This window comes from Paenibacillus sp. FSL R7-0198 (assembly GCF_038000415.1).
Taxonomy (GTDB): Bacteria; Bacillota; Bacilli; order Paenibacillales; family Paenibacillaceae; genus Paenibacillus.
The window spans coordinates 2722772-2744937 of record NZ_JBBOCB010000001.1; the positions used below are offsets into that span (position 1 = coordinate 2722772).

Consider the following 22166-nt stretch of genomic DNA (forward strand, 5'->3'; position numbering starts at 1 on the left):
ATTAGAGATTGTTTGTAGATAGGCTTTATACCTGGATATCAGCAGGAAGCCGCCCGCCGTACAGCCGCGCATAATAACCTCCGAGCGCCAGCAGATCCTGATGGCGGCCCCGTTCGACGACCGTTCCTTGATTCATGACCGTAATCAAATCTGCATGTTCCACCGTGCTGAGACGATGCGCAATCAGAATGGTGGTGCGCCCCTTCATCAATACGTTCAGAGCTTGCTGTACCCAATGCTGGGATTCGTTATCCAATGCAGAAGTTGCTTCGTCCAACAGCAGAATCGGGGCGTTTTTGAGAATCGCCCGGGCGATCGCAATTCGCTGCCTTTGTCCGCCTGACAACGACGCTCCCCTCTCTCCCACCGGCGTTTTATACTGTTCAGGAAGTTCCTGAATGAAATGGTGAGCGTACGCCGATTTGGCCGCTTCAACCACTTCTTCATCCGTTGCATCCGGGTTGCCATAACGGATGTTTTCCTCAATCGTGCCGGTAAACAAAAACGGCTCCTGCGGAACGTATGCAATCTGCCTGCGGATTTCATCCAGCGTGTAATGGCCGAACGGTTTGCCCTGGAGAAGGATATCACCGCTATCCACAGGATAAAAGCCGAGCAGCAACTTGATCAGTGTACTTTTGCCGCTGCCGCTGGCTCCCACGATCGCAGCGACCTGACCAGGAAACACCTGCATGGACATGTCGACAAGTACCTTTTTATCCGCCTGATAGGAAAATTCCACATCGCGAAACTCCACCGCAGCCTCCGATACAAGCTCGCTACGAGAAGATCCCAGACGCTCCGGTTCCTCTTCTTCGCTTAGTACCTCTTGAATCCGGTGAGCGCCCGCGAGCGAATTTTGGGTCATCGACAGAACCGTCCCCAAGTTCAACAAGGCGTGCGTCAGATTCACTTGCAAAACTGCCAGAGCGGCGACGCTTCCCATTCCCATCAATCCGTAGGCATAAAGAAGACTGCCGATGACGATGATGCCGCAGAACGTGACGTAGCTGATAAAATGGTTCACCGCAGCCTGCATACCGTTCTTCTTCGCCGTTTGCCGAAGCGTTTGCGTCATTTGTTCGTTCAACGCCTCGTACTGGCCGTAAATCGTGCGGATGCGGAACAGCTTCACAATTTGAATGCCGCCCATAAAATCTTTGAATTTTTCAGTCATTTTACCGAGCGTTTGCAAGCCTTGTTCGGACAAAGCGCGGATATCCCGTGCAAATTTCAGGCTGACCAGAGAGGACAGCAGCAGAACGACGAAGGATACGCCGGCAAACCGCCAATCGATCACCACCATGGAGACAATGGAGCCGATGCAAAAGACAACTTGAAGCAACAAAACGAAGTAAACCTGCGAGAATGTAAACTCAACGGTCGTTACGTCGTTGTTCACCCGCGACAGCAAGTCCCCGTGGTGCGTCTGCTCCAGGAATCTCGGCCGCACCCGGCACAGCTTGTCATAAAGACGTTTGCGGATATTCAGCACAGTGAGCTCGACACTTCGCTGGTATAAGTAAATGAACCAGGGAGAAATTATATTTTCCAGAAACAGGGCCGCGCCCAAAATAATAAAAGCTTCCACCATCAGGGACGTATCTCGGGACACGGCGAAATCAACCAAGTTATGTACGACCAAGCTGAAGGCGATCAGAAACAATGTCTGGGTGAGCGCCGTTACAGCAAGGCCAATCGCGTACTGGGTTTTGCGCTTGCGGTTCATAAACGTCAGCAAGTAGCCAAGTTCTTTCACTTGTGATAGCCTTCCGCCCTTTTTCATGTGTACGACACCTCCCTGCGTTCGGCAGACTCGGTAAACTCCTGGTAGTACGACTGGGCGTACAGTCCCTTCCTCTCGAGCAATTGTTCATGAGTGCCCTTTTCGATAATATTTCCTTGTTCCATAACCCAGATTTCATCGGCGTTTTGTACCGTAGAAAGCCGGTGGGCAATAACCATGGTCGTTCTCTGCTTCATCAATACGCCCAGCGCTTCCTGAACCGCGCTTTCCGACTCCGGATCAAGAGCCGATGTGGGCTCGTCCAGCAGCAGTACGGGAGCATCCTTCAGAAAAGCCCGGGCCATTGCAATGCGCTGTCGTTGCCCACCGGACAAAAAGCCTCCGCGCTCTCCGACATACGTCTGGTAGCCACCCTCAAGCTGCATAATGAAAGAATGAGCCTGAGCGGCTTTGGCGGCTTCGATAATCTCGTCCATCGACGCTTCTTCCCGCCCGTAGCCGATATTTTCGGCGATCGTACCGCTAAACAAATATGAATCTTGGGTTACCACGGAAAAATGCGATCGAAGCTGCTCTGGATTAGCGCCGTGGATCAGGCTTCCGAACACGCGGATCTCGCCCTGATCCTCCGGAAGTGGATAAAAGCCGCATACCAGCTTAAACACCGTGCTCTTCCCTCCGCCGCTCGCTCCGACAAGTGCAATCGTCTTGCCTTCCGGCACCGAGAAACTAACATTCCGCAGAATCGGAGAACTCTCTTCATACCCGAAGGTTACGTTCTGAAAATGGATGGGAGCGGCGCTCGCTTTTGGAAGCAAACGGCCATTCTCCGTTTCGGTCGGCTGCTCGACGATTTCGGAGACCCTTCTCAGGGCACCGGTCATTTCGAACGTGCGCGTGATGAGCTCGGGAATATGCTCCAGCGGCTCCAGACACAGATTAAGCAAGTACAGGAAGGCGATTAGTTCTCCCGCGCCTAGCTGCCCGTTATAGATCAAATAGCTACCGTAACTGACGGCGAAAATGATCGGGCTGATCATCAGCGTAGAAAGCAGCGGGTTAACCCAGGCTTCCCGCTTTTTCACGGCCAGCTTTTTTTGAGCCGTCAGTTGCAGCAACACTTGGTAGGAGCGAGATAACATACCAGATAGCAGATAGCTTTTTACAATAGGCATCCCCCCAAGCGTATCCTGGAGGTTGATGTTCATTCGGCCCATGTTCGCCTGGGCTTCCTCCGTCAACTGTTCCAACTGCTTGCCGATCCATTGGGAAACCAGCAGTGCTACGGGAAATAACAACAGGCTGTACAGCATCAGCTCCCATTGGAGATACATCAAATAAGCGAAACAGCCGATAAATAATAACGGATGATAAAACCACTGGGCGAGGTCCCGAATCATAAATTGCTGGATGAGCTGCAGATCGTTGTTGATCCGCGACAACACGTCGCCGGAGTGCTGCTTTTCCAAATAGGGGACCGGGAGTTTGCCGATATGACGCATGACATGGTTGCGGATATCCTGCACCGCAGAGGCACTGCTTCGCTCCACACCAAAGCTCATGAAAAACTTTGCCGGCACACCGATCAAGATGACCACAAAGACCGTGTACACGATCTGCAGAACGATTGGCCCCGCCCCATTCTCGGCCTGTGTGGTCAGCTGCTCGACCAAACGTCCCGTCCATATCTCAATAACCGCGGCGGCAATTGCGGACAGGATACCGACGATCATCCAGCCTTTGTGACGGCTTACATAGGACATCAGCCAGCGGAACGCTTTCCAGGTGGCATAAGCGGTTCGGCGCTTGGAAGGCGCCGCTGTGCCTTGGTCTTGAACAGACATCTGCCGATCAGCTCCCATGCAGGACCCCGGCCTCCGCTTCGATCTGCCGCTTGATTTGCACTAAGATGTCACGGATGACAGTGGCCGTTTCTTCCACACGCGCGAGTTCCAGTAATTCCTCGTGTGCGCCCTCCAGCCGGTAATCAGAATAAGCTTGCGTCGTTGCCCTCTGCCAGGACGGCAACTGGTGCTCCAGGCGGAACGCTTCGCTGTCCTTCGCAATCAGTTCGTAAATACGGGCAGTTATCGTGCCTGAATTAATAAGCTGCGCTTCGTACGTCAAGGTGGCTTTGATCTTCCGATGAACACGCTCCCGCACGAGTGGATTACTCATTAATTCCTTCTCTTCTTCGTCGAAATCCGCAAACATTTCTTCAAGCTCTTTCTCAGACGTTTCATAAGGTGTGAGTGTGTCCTTAATCCACGAGTCCACCATGAGCACGTCCGTTACGGAATACCCTCTTCTTTCCATCGTTTTGGCTACCTCGAACGTCAGGTTGCCTCCGAAGCAGTAACCGAGCAGCACGTAAGGTCCTTCCGGTTGGATGCGAACAATCTCATCCACATAACGGTTCAGCATGGCCTCGTAATCGATGACATCGTCAATAAAATCAATGCCGTAAAGCACGAACCGGCCGTCTAGCCTGCTTGCAAGCTCTCGGTAACCGATGCCGAAGCCGCTGCCTGGAGGGAAGCAGAACACGTTCAGATCCCCTGTTTTATTCAGCTTAATGAAGGAGTCTCCCCCTTTATCCAGACCCAGATCCTCCTCTCCAAAAGCCATAGCTTCAACGGTTACACTATGGAATTGGCGATTCAGCGGTATCTCAATGCCCGTTTCATCGTAAACGGCTTGAACGAGCCTCATCAGACTTAAGGAATTGCCGCCCAGCTCAAAAAAGTTATCCTTTACGCCAACCTGTGGAATGCCAAGTGTATCCTGCCAGACACGGGAGATCTTCATCTCTAGCAGTGTTCTAGGCGCAACATATTCCACTCCTCCAGCCGCAGCTTCCTCCGGTAGCGGCAGCACTTTGCGGTCGATTTTTCCGTTCGCGGTCAGCGGCATCTGCGAAAGCTGCACAAGATGCGCAGGAATCATATACCCCGGAAGCTGCTGGGCGAGCTGCTCCTTGAGTTCATTCGCCGCCAGCTTTGTTTCCGCAACGTAATAAGCAACAAGTTGCTTATGGCCGTTTGCGTCGTCCCGGGCGAGTACCACCGCTTCTTCCACGCCCTGTGCGTTCAGAAGCTGCGTCTCGATTTCGTCCAGCTCGATCCGGTACCCGCGGACTTTGACCTGGTGGTCGATTCGGCCCAGGTATTCGATGTTGCCATCCGGTAGCCAGGTCGCCAAGTCGCCTGAGCGGTACAGTTTCTCCCCCTCCGCAAACGGGGAATCAACGAACTTCTCCGCTGTCAGATCTGGACGGTTCAGGTATCCTCTCGCGAGCCCTTCCCCGGCCACGTACATTTCGCCCGCTACGCCAATCGGCACAGGGCGGCGGTTTTCATCCAGGACGTATACCCTCAGCGTTGGGATCGGCTTGCCGATATTGCTCTTCGCCGCCTCCATTTCGACCCACGTAATTTCCTTATACGTCACGTGAACCGTCGTTTCGGTAATGCCGTACATATTGATCAGCTTTGTCTCCGGGTACTTCGTCTTAAAACCCTTGAGCAAAAGCGGACTGAGCGCTTCGCCTCCGAAAATGACGTTGCGAATCCGCAGATCGTATGGATGATCCGCCAAGACCTTACGCAGCAGCTGGTAGAAGTACGTTGGCGTTTGGTTCAAAATCGTGACCTGTTCGCGGCCCAGCAGCGCCAGAAACTCGGTCGGATTTTTCGCCGTGAACGGTGGTACGATGACCAGCTTGCCTCCATACAGCAGCGCTCCATACATTTCCCAGACGGAGAAATCGAAGCAGAACGAGTGGAACAGCGTCCACGTGTCAAACCGCCCGAAGTCGAACAGGTTCTTGTCGTTGAACAGGAGGCGCACAACGTTTTTATGCTCTATCAACGTGCCTTTTGGTCTGCCGGTCGTTCCCGACGTGTAGATGACATATGCCAGGTTGCCTGACCCGGAAATTGGCTCCAGATTCGAAGCGTCCAGCGCACCTTCCGAGTCCGCCCCGCTGTGGCCCCAAACGAAATCATCTATTTCAAGGCGCGTTCCTGCGAAGTCGGTCTTCTCACGCAAATGCTTTTGAATCAGCAATAACGGTGCACCCGAATCTTCGATCATAAAGCGGATGCGCTCCTCCGGGTAGTCGGGATCTACAGGCACGTAGGCTCCGCCCGCTTTGAGAATCCCCAGTATGCCGACAACCATATCGAGTGAGCGTTCAGCCAGAATCGCTACCAGCTGGTCCGCTTCGACTCCCGTCTCCCTCAGCTGGCGCGCAAGACGGTTGGATCGCTCGTTCAGCTCGCGGTAGGTCAACTGCCGTTCGTGCATGACAACGGCCACGTTGTCCGGGTAAAGCTCCGCCTGTTCTTCAAACAAACCGTGAATCGTTTTCCCCCGCTCGAACCCGGTTTCGGTATCATTAAATCGATTCAGCAACGTCTCCCTCTCGTCCGGGGAAAGTACATCGGCTTGTCCAAGCTCCAGATCCGGCTGAAATACAAGCACGGACAGAAGCCGAACAAGGTGGTCGGCCGCCTGTTCCACAAATGCCTGCTCGTATCGATTCCCGTCAAAGCTTATTTCCAGCTCGATAGAGTCGTTTTGGCGGTCGAATCGAAAAACCGTATCGGCTGCCACCCGGTTAACCAGCGGTTCAGGATGAATCGGGGCGAAGGATGCAACGGTGTTGACGACCGGAAGACCTTCCCCTGTATAGTCCAGATGGAGCGGCTCCACCATTTTCCGAAAAGGCAGATGCTGATGCTCCAGCGCCTCGCCGATGGAAGCTTTGATGCCCCCGAGCAGCGTTTTCAGCGTAGTCTGGCTGCTTACGGACGTTTTGATCACCAGGATGTCATGCGATGGCTGAGTCACGTCCGGGTCCGCGCTATAAGAAGGCATGCCGACCAGTACTTGATCCTGCCCGGTATATCTGAACAGCAGGCTTTTTACTCCTGCCAAAACAATCATGTACAAAGCCAGATCCGAACCATTGGCGAGGCGAATAATTCTCTCCGAGAGCTCACTCGGCAGGGTACGGTGAAGCAAAGCCGGCTCTGCCGCAGCTTCGCCGCCCGCAGATAATTTGGAGGATTGACTATAGGGAAGGAAGCTCAGGCTGTCTTCGTCGTCAAACTTGCTGCTCCAGTACCGTTCTTCCTTTTCAAATAAAGATTTCATTCGTACCTCCCCTAAAAATGAAGTGACCGCATGCCCCGGCGCAGGTCCGATAAAGCTTGCTTTCGGCCTGCGCGTTTACGGGCTTGATTTACGGACTTGCAAGTTGTTCGACGTCTTCCTGGGATGCGCACCACTTTCGCTTGACGGCGGAGCGCGCTTGTAATATTAAAACGCGAATTCGATCGTATCGACGGCACTCTTTGCGCCTGTCGCCGGTTTATGACATTCAATCCGGCTTAGCTCAAGTTGTGGATTTTCCGCAATTTGAGAAAGTACCCGCAGGTAATCCTCGGTTAAGGTGCGGATCATCGTTTCTTTGAACAGTTTGGTGGCGTAGAAAAAGCCCCCGCTCAGCGCCCCTTCGTTTTCATACATAAACAACGTCAGATCAAACTTCGCTTCTTCCAGTTGGTCAAGCTCGTAATTCTTCAGGCTGACCCCTTCCAGTTCGGCGTCTCGTTCTTCGATATTTTGCAAGTCGAAAACGGCATCAAACAGTGGGAAGCGGCCAGGCTCCCGCTTCACATTCAAACGCTCCACGAGCTCCTCGAATGGATAATCCTGATTCTCAAAAGCTCCCAAAGCCGTTTCCTTGACTTCATCAAGGTAGGACAAGAACGTTTTTTCGCCTGACGGACGACTGCGGAGCGCCAGTGTATTAACAAACATGCCGATGAGCGGCTCCAAATCGGCGTTAGTTCTTCCCGCCACCGGGGTGCCCACGATTAAGTCTTCCTGCCCGCTGTACTTGGACAACATCACGGTATATGCCGCAAGCAGTACCATGTACAGCGTGCTTTCATGCTCGGCCGCCAATTCACGCAGTCGCGCAGAGAGAGAAGCATCGACATCGAACTCCAGATGCGCGCCTTCGTAGTTGCGAACTGTAGAACGTTCGTAGTCCATCGGCAGATCCCCCGTTGGCAGCTCGCCTTCAAAGGTTTGCAGCCAGTACGCTTCCTGCCTTCCGATCCGCTCTCGGTGGGCCTCCGACTGCTGCCAAACGGCATAATCCTTATATTGAATGCGTAGTGGCGGCAGTTCTTCCCCGGCGTATAAACGCGAGAACTCATCCATCACAATCGCCATCGATACGCCGTCCGACACAATATGGTGCATATCGAAAAGGAGAATATACCGGTTCGGCTCCAGTTCGACGACTCCGGCGCGCAGCAGCGGCGGCTTGCCGAGATCAAACGGACGAACGAAGTTGCGGACGATCTGCTCAACTTGAGCTGCATCCTCTGTATCTGCTTGATGATGCTCAATAGCAAAATCGACCTGCGGGTAAATCCGCTGAACCGCTTCGCCCTTCATCATTTCAAAACCGGTGCGCAGCGATTCATGCCGTGTTATCAATTTCCGCAATGCGGCTTCCAACCGATCTAAATCAAACCTGCCTTCCACCTGCACCAGTTCCGGCATGTTGTATAGCTGATCCGCTCCATCCAGCGTGTGCTGAATGAACAGCCGTTTCTGCGCGGAGGACAGAGGGTAGTACTCTCTCTCTTCCGCTTGAGGGATGGCCTCATGCTCCCGCCGTTCCATCCGGGCAATCGCATCGGCCATCGCCGAAATCGTCGAGTGACGGAATACGTCACGCAGCGGGAGGTTGACGTTTAATTCCTTAAATACCTTGCCTGCCAGCGTTGTCGCTCGCAGGGAGTGACCGCCGATGTCGAAGAAGTTGTCGTACACGCCAATCTCCTTCGCAAGCCCCAGCACCTCCCGCCAAATCACCGCCAGCTTCGTTTCCAGCTCATTGCGTGGTGCGACGTACTGCGTTCCGCTTCCCGCTTCTCCTTCCGGCGCTGGCAGCGCCTTCCGGTCTATTTTGCCGTTCGGTGTCAGCGGCAGACGCTCCAGCTCCACGAAGTACGACGGGATCATGTAACCCGGTAACTCCTGTGCCAGCGCATTGCGCAGATCGTTCACCAACAGCTCCGCACCGGTCTCCGGCGTGTAATATGCACACAGCGCCTTCTGACCGTTCGTATCACTTCGAACCAGCACTACCGCTTCACGCACGCCTTCCACCCGCAGCAGCTGCGACTCAATCTCACCCGTCTCGATCCGGTAACCCCGGATTTTTGCCTGGTTGTCGATCCGGCCGATGAAGTCCACGTTGCCGTCTTCCATCCACCGTGCCAAGTCTCCTGTGCGGTACAGCCGCTCACCCGCGGTGAAAGGACTGTCTACAAACTTCTCTTCCGTCAGCTCTGGGCGGTTCAAGTACCCACGTGCTACCCCGACGCCGCCGATGACCAGCTCGCCCAGCACCCCGACCGGCACCGGGTTCAGATGTGCATCCACGATGTAGAATTTCGCATTCAGCCACGCTTTGCCAATCGGCACATGGCCTGTCTGCGGCAGTTTCGCCAACTGCTCGTCATAAAAACTGGAGTCGATTGCTGCTTCCGTCACGCCGTAGGCGTTAATGATGCGGAACAACGAGCCGAAACGTTCCTGCAAGGTCCGGTAATCCGCCACGCTGCAACTATCCGAGCTTGTGATCAATAGCTCCATACCGCTTAATTCCACCCCCTGCTCATGCACGTACTCCATAAACGGCACGATCAGCGCTGGTGTTGATTCAAAAATTGTCACTTGCTCCCGCTCTATCCAGTGGTGCAGGCGAGACGGATCAATCCGGTCCTCCTTCGGCACAATCACCATCGTGCCTCCGTTATACAGCGTCCGCGCGATATCACCCACGAACACGTCAAACGAGAAGCTGGCGAGTTGCAACAGCCTTACCGGGAACTGATCCAATCGGTATTCCCGTCGGTAACCCGCTGCCGTGTTCACCAGACTACGATGCTCGATCATTACACCCTTCGGCTTACCCGTCGTACCTGACGTGTAGATCACGTAGGCCAAATCCTCTGGACGAGCTTCATGGAAGCTAGCCATACCGACAACATCAACATTATTGGGATGAATCTCGCCGCCACCGTTCACAGCCCCCGTTAGCTTGCCGTTGACTGGATTGGGAGCACTGCTGGAGCCTTGGCCGAAGTCCATTGGTGCATTCGCTCGGTCTTCGCTGTATGACGTTTCGTCATCGAGATACAGTACCGCCGCCAGTGCCAGTTCCTCTTCGCCGAGCCAGGCTTCGGCACTCTCTCGCAGCGGCGTTTGCGTCAGTAGCACCTTCGCTCCGCTGTCTTCAAGCATGAACCGCACGCGGTCCCCCGGATAATCCGGGTCGAGGGGTACATACGCCCCTCCCGCTTTCCAGACGGCCAGTACGGCCACCAGCAAGTCCACCGAACGCTCGGCGAGAATGCCGACGATTGACTCCCGGCCGATGCCGCTTGTGCGCAACGTAGCCGCCAAGCGGTTCGCCCGCTCGTTCAGCTCCGTATACGTTAAGCGATCGTTCTCGTACACGACGGCTTCCGCTTCCGGTGTGCGTTCCGTCTGTTCCTCGAACAGCCGGTGGAACGCCGTCACAGGAGCCGGTTCTAGCTGCGCTGGATTAAACGCACTCAGAACTTGTTCTTTTTCCTCTGCCGTCAGCAAGTTCAGCTCGGCAATCTTCGCATCTGGACGGTTTACAATTGTCACGAGCAACTGCTCGTAATGTTTTGCCAGCCGTTCAATCGTCTCCCTTTTGTAAAGAGCCGTCGCATATTCGAAGCTGTAATCCAACCCGCCGTTCTCCTCGCCCACATCCAAGCTGATATCAAACTTCGCAGTATCCAGTACGCTTGGATAAGGAATCAGGCGAAGCCCTTCCAGCTCAAATTGCTCGTTCTCCGTATTTTGCATCGTAAACATCGTGTCGAAGAGTGGATTGCGACTTAAATCCCGGGTCACTTGCACCTTGTCCACCAATTGTTCGAACGGATAGTTTTGATGCTCGAAGGCGTGCAGGGTCGTTTCTTTGACTTCCTTCAGGTATGACAGGAATGTCTTCTCCGAAGCCGGATAACTGCGGATCGCCAGCGTGTTTAAGAACATCCCGATTAACGGCTGCACATCTCCATGATTCCTTCCGGCAATCGGCGTACCAACGATCACGTCTTCCTGACCGGAATATTTGTGCAGAAGCACGTTATACGCCGCAATCAGCACCATAAACAGCGTCGTGCCCGTTTCCGAAGCCAGCTGTTTCAGGCCGTCGGTTTTTGAAGCGTCGAAGAAAAACTCCAGCGTTTGACCCTCATAGCTCTGTACAGCCGGACGTGGATAGTCAGTCGGCATTTCCAGCACCGGAAGCTCGCCCTGGAACATGTCCAGCCAATACGCCCCCTGATGCCGAAGCCGTTCCTGCTGCTCCTGGGAATGCTGCCAAACGGTGTAGTCTTTGTACTGAATGCGCAGTGGCTCCAATGGCTCTCCACCATACAAGCGCACGAATTCTTCAACAAAGATTTCCATCGAAACGCCGTCAGAAATAATATGATGCATGTCGTACATCAAAATATGGCGTTCCGGAGCCAGCTCAACAAGGCCTACCCTCAGCAGCGGTGGTTTTGCCAATTCAAACGGACGGACGAAACCGTGAACCACCGCTTCGACCTCTTGCTCATCCGCTTGATAGAACTCCACCGCAAAATTCACATCCTGATAAACTCGCTGTGATGCTTCGCCATCCACCATTTCGAACCCGGTGCGCAACATTTCATGCCGCGCCACGAGCTTGCGGAACGTTTCTTCAAACCTTGTCCGGTCCAAAGCACCCTCCAGCAGCATCGCTTCCGGCATGTTGTAGCCAAGCTCCGCACCTTCCAGCTGGTTCAGGATAAAAAGACGTTTTTGAGCAAAAGATTGCGGGTACACCTCTCGGTCATCCGCCACCGGAATGGCAACGAATGTCTGCTCATCCAGCCGGTAAATGACGGCCGCCATGCTCTCGATCGTGGAATGGCGGAACACGTCGCGCAGCGGCAGATCCACGTTCAACTCTTTATGAATCTTGCTGACCAACGTTGTCGCGCGCAGGGAGTGGCCACCGATGTCGAAGAAGTTGTCGTGAACACCAATCTCCTTCGTAAGCCCCAGCACTTCCTGCCAAATCACCGCCAGCTTCATTTCCAGCTCATTGCGTGGTGCGACGTACTGCGTTCCGCTTCCCGCTTCTCCTTCCGGCGCTGGCAGCGCCTTCCGGTCTATTTTGCCGTTCGGTGTCAGCGGCAGACGCTCCAGTTCCACGAAGTACGACGGGATCATGTAACCCGGTAACTCCTGTGCCAGCGCATTGCGCAGATCGTTCACCAACAGCTCCGCACCGGTCTCCGGCGTGTAATATGCACACAGCGCCTTCTGTCCGTTCGCATCACTTCGAACCAGCACCACCGCTTCGCGCACACCTTCCACCCGCAGCAGCTGCGACTCGATCTCACCCGTCTCAATCCGGTAACCCCGGATTTTTGCCTGGTTATCGATCCGCCCGATGAAGTCCACGTTGCCGTCCTCCATCCATCGCGCCAAGTCTCCCGTGCGGTACAGCCGTTCGCCCGCGACAAACGGGCTGTCTACAAACTTCTCTTCCGTCAGCTCTGGACGGTTCAAGTACCCGCGCGCCACGCCGACTCCGCCGATAACCAGTTCACCCAGCACGCCGACTGGCACAGGGTTCAGATGTGCATCCACGATGTAGAACTTCGTATTCAACCACGCTTTGCCAATCGGCACATGGCCTGTCTGGGGCAGCTTCGCCAACTCCTCGTCATAGAAACTGGAGTCAATTGACGCCTCCGTCACGCCGTAGGCGTTAATGATGCGGAACAACGGGCCAAACCGTTCCTGCAAGGTCCGGTAATCTGCCACGCCGCAGCTGTCCGAGCTTGTGATCAACAGCTCCATACCGCTTAACTCCAACCCCTGCTCATGCACATACTCCATAAACGGCACGATCAGCGCTGGTGTTGATTCAAAAATTGTCACTTGCTCCCGCTCTATCCAGTGGTGCAGGCGAGACGGATCAATCCGATCGTCCTTCGGTACAATGACCATCGTGCCACCGTTGTACAACGTCCGTGCGATATCACCCACGAACACGTCAAACGAGAAGCTGGCGAGCTGCAACAGCCTTACCGGGAACTGATCCAACCGGTATTCCCGCCGGTAGCCCGCCGCCGTGTTCACCAAGCTGCGGTGCTCAATCATCACACCCTTGGGCTTGCCCGTCGTTCCCGACGTGTAGATGACATACGCTAGGTCCTCAGGACGGGCTTCATGGAAGCTGTCCATGCCCACAACCTTCGAATGGCTCTCATCTCTACCGTTCACAGCCCCCGTTAGCTTGCCGGCGACTGGATCGGAAACCATGCTGGAGCTAAGCGTTGCATTCTCCCGGTCTTCGCTGTACGACGTTTCTTCGTCGAGATACAGCACCGTCGCCAGTGCCAGTTCCTCTTCGCTGAGCCAGGCTTCAGCACGCTCTCGCAGCGGTGTTTGCGTCAGTAGCACCTTCGCTCCGCTGTCTTCAAGCATGAACCGCACACGGTCCACTGGATAATCCGGGTCAAGCGGTACATATGCCCCGCCTGCTTTCCAGACGGCCATCACGGCCACCAGCAGGTCCACCGAACGCTCGGCGAGAATGCCAACAATCTCCTCCCGGCCAATGCCGCTTCCGCGCAGCGTAGCCGCCAAGCGATTCGCCCGCTCGTTCAGCTCCGCGTACGTTAGGCGGTTATTTTCATACACTACGGCCTCCGCTTCCGGCGTGCGTTCTGCCTGTTTCTCAAACAGCCGGTGGAACGCGGCCACAGGAGCCACTTCCGATTGCGCCGGGTGGAACTCGCCGAGAATTTTCTCTTTTTCATCTGCCGTCAACAAGTTCAGCTCAGCGATCTTTGCATTCGGACAGCTTACGATCGCCGCAAGCAAATGTCCAAAATGAATCGACAGCTGCCGGATCGTGCTTTCTTTATAAAGAGCCGTTGCGAATTCAAAGTTGCACTCCAGCCCGCCATTTTCTTCCGTAACATCCACACTCAGATCGAACTTGGCCATACCATATTCGCTAGGGTACGGGGACAATTTCAGCCCTTCCAGCTCAAATTCTGACTCCTCCAGGTTTTGCAGGGAGAACATCGTGTCAAACAGCGGGTTGCGGCTCAAATCCCGGCTAACCTGCACTTTATCGACGAGTTCTTCGAACGGATAATTCTGATGCTCATAAGCGCCTAAGGTCGTTTCTTTCACTTCTTCCAAATACGACAGGAAGGTCTTCTCCGAAGCTGGATAATTGCGGATCGCCAGCGTGTTGACGAACATTCCAATCAAAGGCTGCATGTCGCCGTGCGTTCTGCCCGCAATTGACGTGCCAACGATCAAATCATCCTGACCTGTGTATTTATGCAAAAGCACGGTATATGCGGCAAGCAACACCATATATAGCGTCGTTCCTCTTTGAGCGGCCAGCTGCTTCAAGCCTTCGTTCGTTGCCTCATCCACGAAGGACGTCAGCATATGTCCCTCATAGCTCTGTACAGCAGGACGCGGATAGTCCGTTGGCATTTCCAGAACCGGCAGCTCGCCCCGGTAACGGTCCAGCCAGTAAGCTTCCTCGCGTTTCAATTGCACTTTTTGCTCGTCCGATTGCTGCCATACCGCATAGTCCTTGTACTGAATGTGCAAAGGCTCTAATGACTCACCCCCATACAGACGAACGAGTTCCTCAACAAACACGTCCATCGAAACCCCGTCGGAGATGATATGGTGCATGTCAAACATCAGTAAATAACGATCGGCTGCCAGCTCTACGAGCTCGGCACGCAGCAACGGTGGCTTCGCCAAGTCGAAAGGTCGGATAAAAGCCTGCACGACTGCAGACGCTTCTTCCTCGTTCGCATGACGGCACTCGACGGCAAAATTAACGCTCTCGTAAATACGCTGTACCGCTTCGCCTTGTACGATCTCAAATCCGGTTCGCAGCGTTTCATGACGTTTGATCAGTCCGCGGAAAGCTTTCTCCAGCAGGCTATGATCAATCGATCCTTCGAGCAACAGCACTCCCGGCATGTTATAGCTCTGATCGGCTCCTTCCAGCTGATTCAGGATAAACAGCCGCTTCTGAGCTGAGGAAAGTGGATAATACGCTCTTTCGTCTGCCAGCGGGATCGACGAGAACAACTGCTCTTCAATCCGGGAGAGGGCGAGAGCCATCTGTTCGATCGTTGAGTAGCGGAATACGTCGCGCAGAGGCAACTCGACGTTCAACTCCTGATGCACCTTGCTCACCAGTGTCGTTGCCCGCAGGGAATGGCCGCCCAAGTCAAAGAAGTTGTCATGAACTCCGATGTGCTCCAATCCAAGCACGCTTTTCCATATTTCAGCCAAGCTGGCTTCGAGCGGAGTCCGAGGCGGAGTACGTCCTTCGCCCGGCTGCAGGCTCTCCTCAGGTGCCGGGAGGGAGCGGCGGTCGACCTTGCCGTTCGTCGTCAGCGGGAGCCGCTCCAACTGGATCATGTAAGCCGGGATCATATAGGCCGGCAGTTCCTGGGAAAGAACGCTCTTCAGCTCGGCCGCTGGGAGCTCACGGTCCGCTTCATAATAGGCGCAAAGCTGCTTCTCTCCGGAGGTGTTTTCCCGCGCGAATACCGTCGTTTTCCGAATTCCCTCCACTTTCTGAAGCTGAGCTTCGATCTCGCCCAGCTCAATACGGAAGCCGCGGACTTTCACTTGGTCATCCGTCCGCCCCACGTATTCAATCGTGCCGTCCGGTAGCCATTTTGCCAAATCCCCTGTCCGGTACATGCGCTCTCCCTGCACAAACGGATGGTCCACAAATTTCTCCGCCGTCAGCTCCGGCCGGTTATTGTAGCCCCCTACCAAGCCTTCTCCGCCGACGCAAAGCTCCCCGGCCACGCCGATCGGCAGAAGTTTATTCTGGCTGTCGACGATATACACCGTCGTATTGCTGATCGGCCGTCCGATGGGTACGGTAACCGCCGACTCATCGACAAAGTCGACTGGAAGATACGTGGTATAAACCGTGCTTTCCGATGGGCCGTACAGGTGGTTGAGCCTGCCCGGTCCGATATGAGCGAGTGCTTTACGCACATGGCCGACCGATACGCGCTCTCCTCCGAACAAAATCGCCCGGACATCCCGCAGGCAGTCGACGTTCACATCCACAAGGACGTTGAAGAAAGCCGTCGTAATCAGCATGACCGAGATTCGCTCACGCTGGATGAGATCCGCCAGCTGGCCGATTTCCAGCAAAGTCTCGTGGGGAACCAGCACCAGCCGTGCCCCGTTGGTCAAAGCGCCGAAAATATCAAAAATCGCTCCGTCGAACGAATAGCTCGAAAGCTGGAGGACATGGTCCCGCTCAGTGATGTCGATATAATTCGTATTGCGCACGATCCGCACGATATTGCGGTGTGAAACGAGGTTGCCTTTTGGCTTGCCCGTCGTCCCTGACGTATAGATGATGCAAGCCAGATCTGTCGCTTCGTTACCCGGATTTAGATTTGTGCGGTCCTCGTGATAGAAGGACTCGTCATCCAGTAAAATCACGGAGTCCGAACCCGCCAGGCGCTCGCGTAATCGGCTTTGCGTCAGCATGACCTGCGCACCCGAATCCTCGATCAAGAAACGGATACGCTCCTCGGGATATTCCGGGTCAATCGGTACGTAAGCCGAACCGGCTTTGTGTGCCGCCAGCATACCCACCACCATTTCGATGGAACGCTCAGCCATAATGGCGACCAAACGACCTTTGGATATCCCGTGGCTACGCAAGGTACGAGCAAGGCGGTTAACGCGTTCGTTCAGCTCGCGGTAGGTCAGCTCTTGCCCATTCAAGGAGATGGCAGCTGCATCCGGGATGCGCTCCGCCTGCTCTTCGAACAATTGAATGAGCGTTCTCCCGCGCGGAAATTCCGTGGTGGTGTCATTAAAACGTCCGAGAAGGTCAGCCTTTTCCGCCTCCGTCACAAGTTCCAGCTCGCCCACGGTAATTTCCGGGTTATCCGCCACCTGTTCCAGCAAATGAACGAGATGCCCCTTGAGCCGCTCAATACTATCTTTATCAAACACTTCGGCGTTAAAGTCGAACCGAATTCCAATCTCGTCTCCCGGCACCACGGTGACGTTGAAGTTATAGTTTGTCTGCTCCTCCATCTGAACATCAGCGATCGTCAGGTCGCCGTGCTGCTGGTCCCCCGCCTGCTCCATCTGCTCGTCCACCGGATAGTTCTCGAAAGCGATGATATGGTTGATCAGGTTCTGCTTTTGCACGCTGCGGGCCTGAATTTCATACAGCGGATAGTAATCATAACGCCCGGACTCCAGCGCCCGCTCTTGAAGCTTCGCCATCAGGTCGGCGAACACGGTGTCCGCTTCGCTCGTGACCCGGACTGGCACCGTATTGATGAACAGCCCGATCATGGACTCAATGCCCGGGATTTCCGCCGGTCTTCCGGCCACGACGCTGCCAAATACGGCATCGTTTGTTCCGTTATATTTTTGCAGCATCACGCCCCAAATAGCTTGCAACAGTGTATTGACCGTAACCAGGCGCTGTTTCGCCACACGGTCCATCCGCTCGCTCAAGTCCTTGCCCAGCTCGGCGGTGACGTGATCAGCCGTAAATCTGCCGTTGGGCGCCAGTTCCTTTTGTCCCGGGAGTACGGTTTGCCCTTCATAACCTGCCAGGAATCCCATCCAATAGGCTGATGCCGCCTGATCGTCCTGTTTCTCCAACCATTCGATATAGGCGCCATAATCCGATCCCTTATCTCCCGCTGACTGCTCGCCGGATGCCAAGGCCGAGTATGCCTCAAACAGCTCCTGCGTCAGCTGAGCCAGGCACCAGCCGTCCATCAAAATATGTTGGAAACTCCACAGTACATGATAGCTTTGCTCTTCGGTGCGCAGGATCGTGAACCGAACGAGCGCGTCATGTTCCATGTCGAAGCCGCGAAGCTTGTCCTCCTCGGCCTTTTTATCCAAGTAAGCTTGTTTCTCGTCCACCTGCAAATGAAGCAGCTCTTCATATTCAAAACCGACCGGCTTGTCGCGGTATATGATTTGCAACGGCTCGCCCGCCGGTCCTTTCACAAAATTCGCCCGCAGCACCAGATGACGTTTCGCAAGTTCCATCCAACTCCTCTCAAAAAGCTGGACGTCGAGCGCTCCCCGCATCGTAAACCGCGTCTGCTCAAAGTAAGCTGCCGTTTGCCGGTCAAGCGCGCTGTGGAACCACATGCCCTTCTGCATCGGCGTAAGCGAGTAAATATTTTCGATTTCCCCAAGATGGCCGGAGCGCTGGGGGATTTGCTCCAATTGGGCAATGGTCAATCCTTTAAATTGCACGTCGCTCGGCGTCAATTCAGTGTTTTCTTTACCTGCACAGTGGATAATGATGTCTCGGAGACTTTGCTCAAGCCCCTGAGCGAAGGCTTCCATCGTTTCCTTGCGATACTGCTTCCGGCTGTAGCTGAGATCGAGCGATAAAGCGCCGTCCAGCACCATGCCGTTGATATCCAGCACAAAGCTACGGGCCTGCCGGTCGCTAGCCGGGCTGCCGCTGGAATAAGAAGATATGCCGATCTCGTCCTGGTTGACATCATCGTCGAACTGACCGAGGTAGTTAAAGTTAATTTCCGGCTCTGCGCCCCAAACCAAGCCATCCTCCGATTTGGAGAGATAGCGGCATACCCCGTACCCAAGCCCCTTGTTCGGAATGCGGCGCAAGTTTTCCTTGACCTGTTTAATCTGATAGGCCAAATCTCGGTCGGTTTCCGGCTCCAGTACGACCGGAAACTTGGTCGTAAACCAGCCCACTGTACGCGTGATGTCGATATCCGTTCCGATTGATTCACGTCCGTGTCCTTCGAGATTGATCCGCACCCGTTCGTACCCCGTCCATTTGTGTAAGGCTATTCCGAGCGCCGTTACCAAAATATCATTCATTTCAGTGTTGTAGGCACGGTGAACCCGCTTCAGTAGCAGCTCCGTTTCTTCAGGAGTCAAACGGACAAACAGCGATTCGCTGTCCTGCTGCGTCGTAACGTCCGCCTCCATATCCTTCGGCACGGCCAGAACCTCCATTTGTTCCACGGCCTGCCAATAGGCCCGTTCCTTTGTCATCTCCGGACTTTGCGCGTAAGCAGCCAGCTGCTCGGACCAAGTGCGGTACGCATCTGTTTTCGCCGGGAAACGAATTTCCTCGCTTTTTCCAGTCTGCTCGTAACCTAGAGCGAAATCCTCCATCAAAATGCGCCAAGACACGCCGTCTACCACAGCATGATGAACCGCGAGCAGCATATGATCTCCGTCCTCGCACTGGAACAGTCCCGCCTTCATGAGGGGCCCGTTCTCCAGATCGATGCCTGCTTGAATGTCCGTTGCCTTCGCTTCCACAACCTGCGTGGGATTCTCCGCATCCTTAAAGTCGAACACGTCCAGCGTGAACAGCCCACCATCCTGAATCGCTCGGTTTAACGCACTAAACCCTTGTTCCGTCTTGCAGAACACCATGCGCAAGGCATCATGATGCTCGGCCAGCTTTTGCAGCACCTGATACACTGTCTCTTCGTTGAAGCGTACCTTCCGATAAAACATCACCGACTGGTTGAAATGATGCGGGTCCGCAAAGGAACTCTCGAAAAACCAATGCTGAATCGGTGTCAAAGCCGTTTCACCCGTTATTTCGCCTTGATCGATGGTACGTCTGATCGGTTTCACATGCAGGCTGAGCTGTGAAATCGTCGGATATTTGAATAAATCCCGGATTTCCAGCTTGTACCCGGCTTGATGAAGCCGCGAAGATACTTGAATGGACTTGATCGAGTCTCCGCCGAGCTCAAAGAAATGATCCGTTACCCCAACACGATCGGCGTTCAATACCGCCTGCCACACAGCAGCAAGCGTTCGCTCAGCTTCATTGCGAGGAGCTACGTACGCGCCGCCGGTCAGTGCGTTTCCTTCCAGGGCAGGTAAAGCTTTACGATCGATTTTGTCGTTCGGCGTGAGTGGCATCCGCGGAAGCTGAACAAAATGTGCCGGAATCATGTAATTCGGCAATTTTTGCGCCAGCGCGCTTCTCAGCTCGCCGAGCGTAAGAGGGAGACTCGCGACCAGGTAAGCGCACAGTTCTTGCCCGCTTTTGCCTTCCCGCGCGATCACAATCGTCTCCTGCACCGAGTTGATCTGCAGAAGCTGCTCTTCAATCTCACCGACCTCGATTCGGAATCCACGGATTTTCACCTGATGGTCGATCCGGCCCAAGTACTCCATATTACCGTCCGGCAGCCAGCGGGCGAGATCTCCTGTCCGGTAAAGGCGTTCTCCCGGCGCAAACGGATGTTCCACGAACTTCTCTGCCGTCAGCTCCGGTTGGTTCAGGTAACCTCTCGCAAGTCCCACGCCTGCCACGCACAGCTCGCCGTCCACTCCCGGAGGCACAAGTTGCAGGTGGGCATCCAAAATAAAAATCTGATGATTAGCCAGCGGGCGCCCAATCGGAATAACTCTGCGCTCCGGCTGCTGCTCATCCGCATCCCAAAGCGTCGTAACAATCGAAGCTTCGGTAGGACCGTAAGCATTGAAATAGTGAACCTTTGCTTTCCACTGCTGCACGAATTCGGCCGATACCGCCGAACCTCCGGTTACAAGCTTTGTTAAGCTGGGAAGACGGTCCGGGTTCAAATGAGCGCTGTATGTTGGAGGCAAAATCGCCGCCGTAATCGCATGCTCGTTCATATAACTCTCGAACAGACGAGTGTCGAGAATTGTTTCGGCCGTCGGGATGTACAAAGCCGCGCCAAAATAGAGTGCTTTGAACACTTCCCAGCAGGATGCGTCGAAGGACAAGCTGGCAAATTGAACGATCCGGTCATGCTCCGTGATGCCCAGCCTGTCTGCGAACATCAGCTTCAAACTGACCAAACCACGATGCTCCAGCATAACCCCTTTGGGTTTGCCCGTTGTACCTGACGTATAAATGACATAAGCAAGATCGTTTGGACCACTGGCCGCCTCCAGGTTGGAGCCATCGTCGCTATAGGCTTGTTTGTCATCTAGCGCCAATACGGTCCCTTCGAACGGGACTTGCTGTAACAGCTCTCTTTGAGTCAATAGCAGCTGCGCGTTCGAGTTCTCCAGAATGTAGCGGATACGTTCTTCCGGGTACTCCGGGTCGATCGGCACGTAGGCACCGCCAGCTTTCAGAACCGCCAGAATGCCAATGACCGTCTCCAGCGATCTCCTGACCATCAAGCCTACCAACTGATTGGGCAGCACACCGACCGATCGTAGCGTACGCGCCAGTTGGTTTGCCCGTTTGTTCAACTCTGCATATGAAAGCCGCTGCCCCTCAAAAACAACCGCCGTCGCCTCGGGCACACGCTTCGCTTGCTCCTCCACAAGCTGATGAATCGTCCGATCACGAGGATAGTCCTTCTCGGTATCGGTAAAGCTTTGCAGTAATTGAAATTTTTCGTCCTCCGACAGCATGTCCGCTCGCACGATGTCCAGCTCCAGCTCATGAAGCCCCACGGACAGCAGGCGATTCAGATGGCCGACGACCCGATTCATGAACTCGGAGTCATATAAGTGCTCGTTATATGACAGCGCTAGCTGTATCGTCCCGTCGGTTAAACTGAATTCAAAGGAACAGTCCGTGACCACGTTTTGCCCAATTTCGTCCAGATGCAGCTCATTAAGGGATACTAGCGTATGGACGAAGGGTATCCCTTCTGCATATTGCAGATCCAGCTTCTCCGTCATTTTCAAGAACGGAATATGTTGATGCTGAATGGCTTCCGGCAAGGAAGTCCTCAGTTCGCTCAGAAGCGTTTTAAAAGTTGCCCCCACCGAAAGCGAGTTTTTCAAAATGACCGTATGATTAACGGATCGACGCGTCTCCCCCTTTTTCGGCACAACCGGCATGCCGACCAGAATGTCTGAAGCGCCTGTATATTTATGCAAGAGTGCCTGAACACCGGCGAGCAAAATCATAAAAGCGGCCAGCGGAGTACCCTTGCTCATTTGAAGGACGCGCTGCGCCGCTTCCTCCGAAAGCGAACCGCCAACGGTTTTCACATTGGGCACCAGGGAGTTTGGAGCTTTGCTGTAAGGCAACCGCGTCAAGGTATAATCGTCACTACCGAATTTTTCGTTCCAAAACAACGTTTCTTTTTCAAAAGCCATCTGGATCGTTCCCCTCTCTTCATCGGTAAAAGCAATCCGGCGGAGCATATGCCAAAGCAACACTCCAGCCTCGCTCATCTCCTTTTCAAACATCTGACAACAATATTAATGGCTTGCGCCATGTCACCGCTTGGATTGC

4 protein-coding genes are annotated in these 22166 nt (G+C 54.3%); all 4 read right to left on the reverse strand.

Annotated elements, in window-relative coordinates:
- Positions 1-25: 25 nt before the first annotated feature.
- The 4 genes from MKY87_RS11775 to MKY87_RS11790 all read right to left on the reverse strand — a co-directional run bounded on the left by MKY87_RS11775 (position 26) and on the right by MKY87_RS11790 (position 22120).
- Positions 26-1786, reverse strand: a complete 1761-nt coding sequence (locus tag MKY87_RS11775; protein WP_340964566.1) for an ABC transporter ATP-binding protein — start codon at positions 1784-1786, stop codon at positions 26-28.
- The gene (locus MKY87_RS11780) at positions 1783-3609 is read right to left on the reverse strand and encodes an ABC transporter ATP-binding protein (RefSeq protein WP_340964568.1); all 1827 of its coding nucleotides are present in this window, start codon (positions 3607-3609) and stop codon (positions 1783-1785) included. Before MKY87_RS11780 ends, MKY87_RS11775 begins: the two co-directional genes overlap by 4 nt.
- Positions 3599-6907, reverse strand: a complete 3309-nt coding sequence (locus MKY87_RS11785) for a non-ribosomal peptide synthetase (protein ID WP_340964569.1) — start codon at positions 6905-6907, stop codon at positions 3599-3601. Before MKY87_RS11785 ends, MKY87_RS11780 begins: the two co-directional genes overlap by 11 nt.
- Before the next feature lie 165 nt (positions 6908-7072).
- On the reverse strand, positions 7073-22120 hold the full coding sequence (locus MKY87_RS11790; RefSeq protein WP_340964571.1) for an amino acid adenylation domain-containing protein: 15048 nt from the start codon (positions 22118-22120) through the stop codon (positions 7073-7075).
- Positions 22121-22166: the final 46 nt, after the last annotated feature.

What these genes read in the sequence shown, in the direction of transcription:
- MKY87_RS11785 (WP_340964569.1), bottom strand. Translation starts at nt 6,907, where the DNA reads ATGAAATCTTTATTTGAAAAGGAAGAACGGTACTGGAGCAGCAAGTTT.
- MKY87_RS11780 (WP_340964568.1), bottom strand. Translation starts at nt 3,609, where the DNA reads ATGGGAGCTGATCGGCAGATGTCTGTTCAAGACCAAGGCACAGCGGCG.
- MKY87_RS11790 (WP_340964571.1), bottom strand. Translation starts at nt 22,120, where the DNA reads ATGTTTGAAAAGGAGATGAGCGAGGCTGGAGTGTTGCTTTGGCATATG.
- MKY87_RS11775 (WP_340964566.1), bottom strand. Translation starts at nt 1,786, where the DNA reads ATGAAAAAGGGCGGAAGGCTATCACAAGTGAAAGAACTTGGCTACTTG.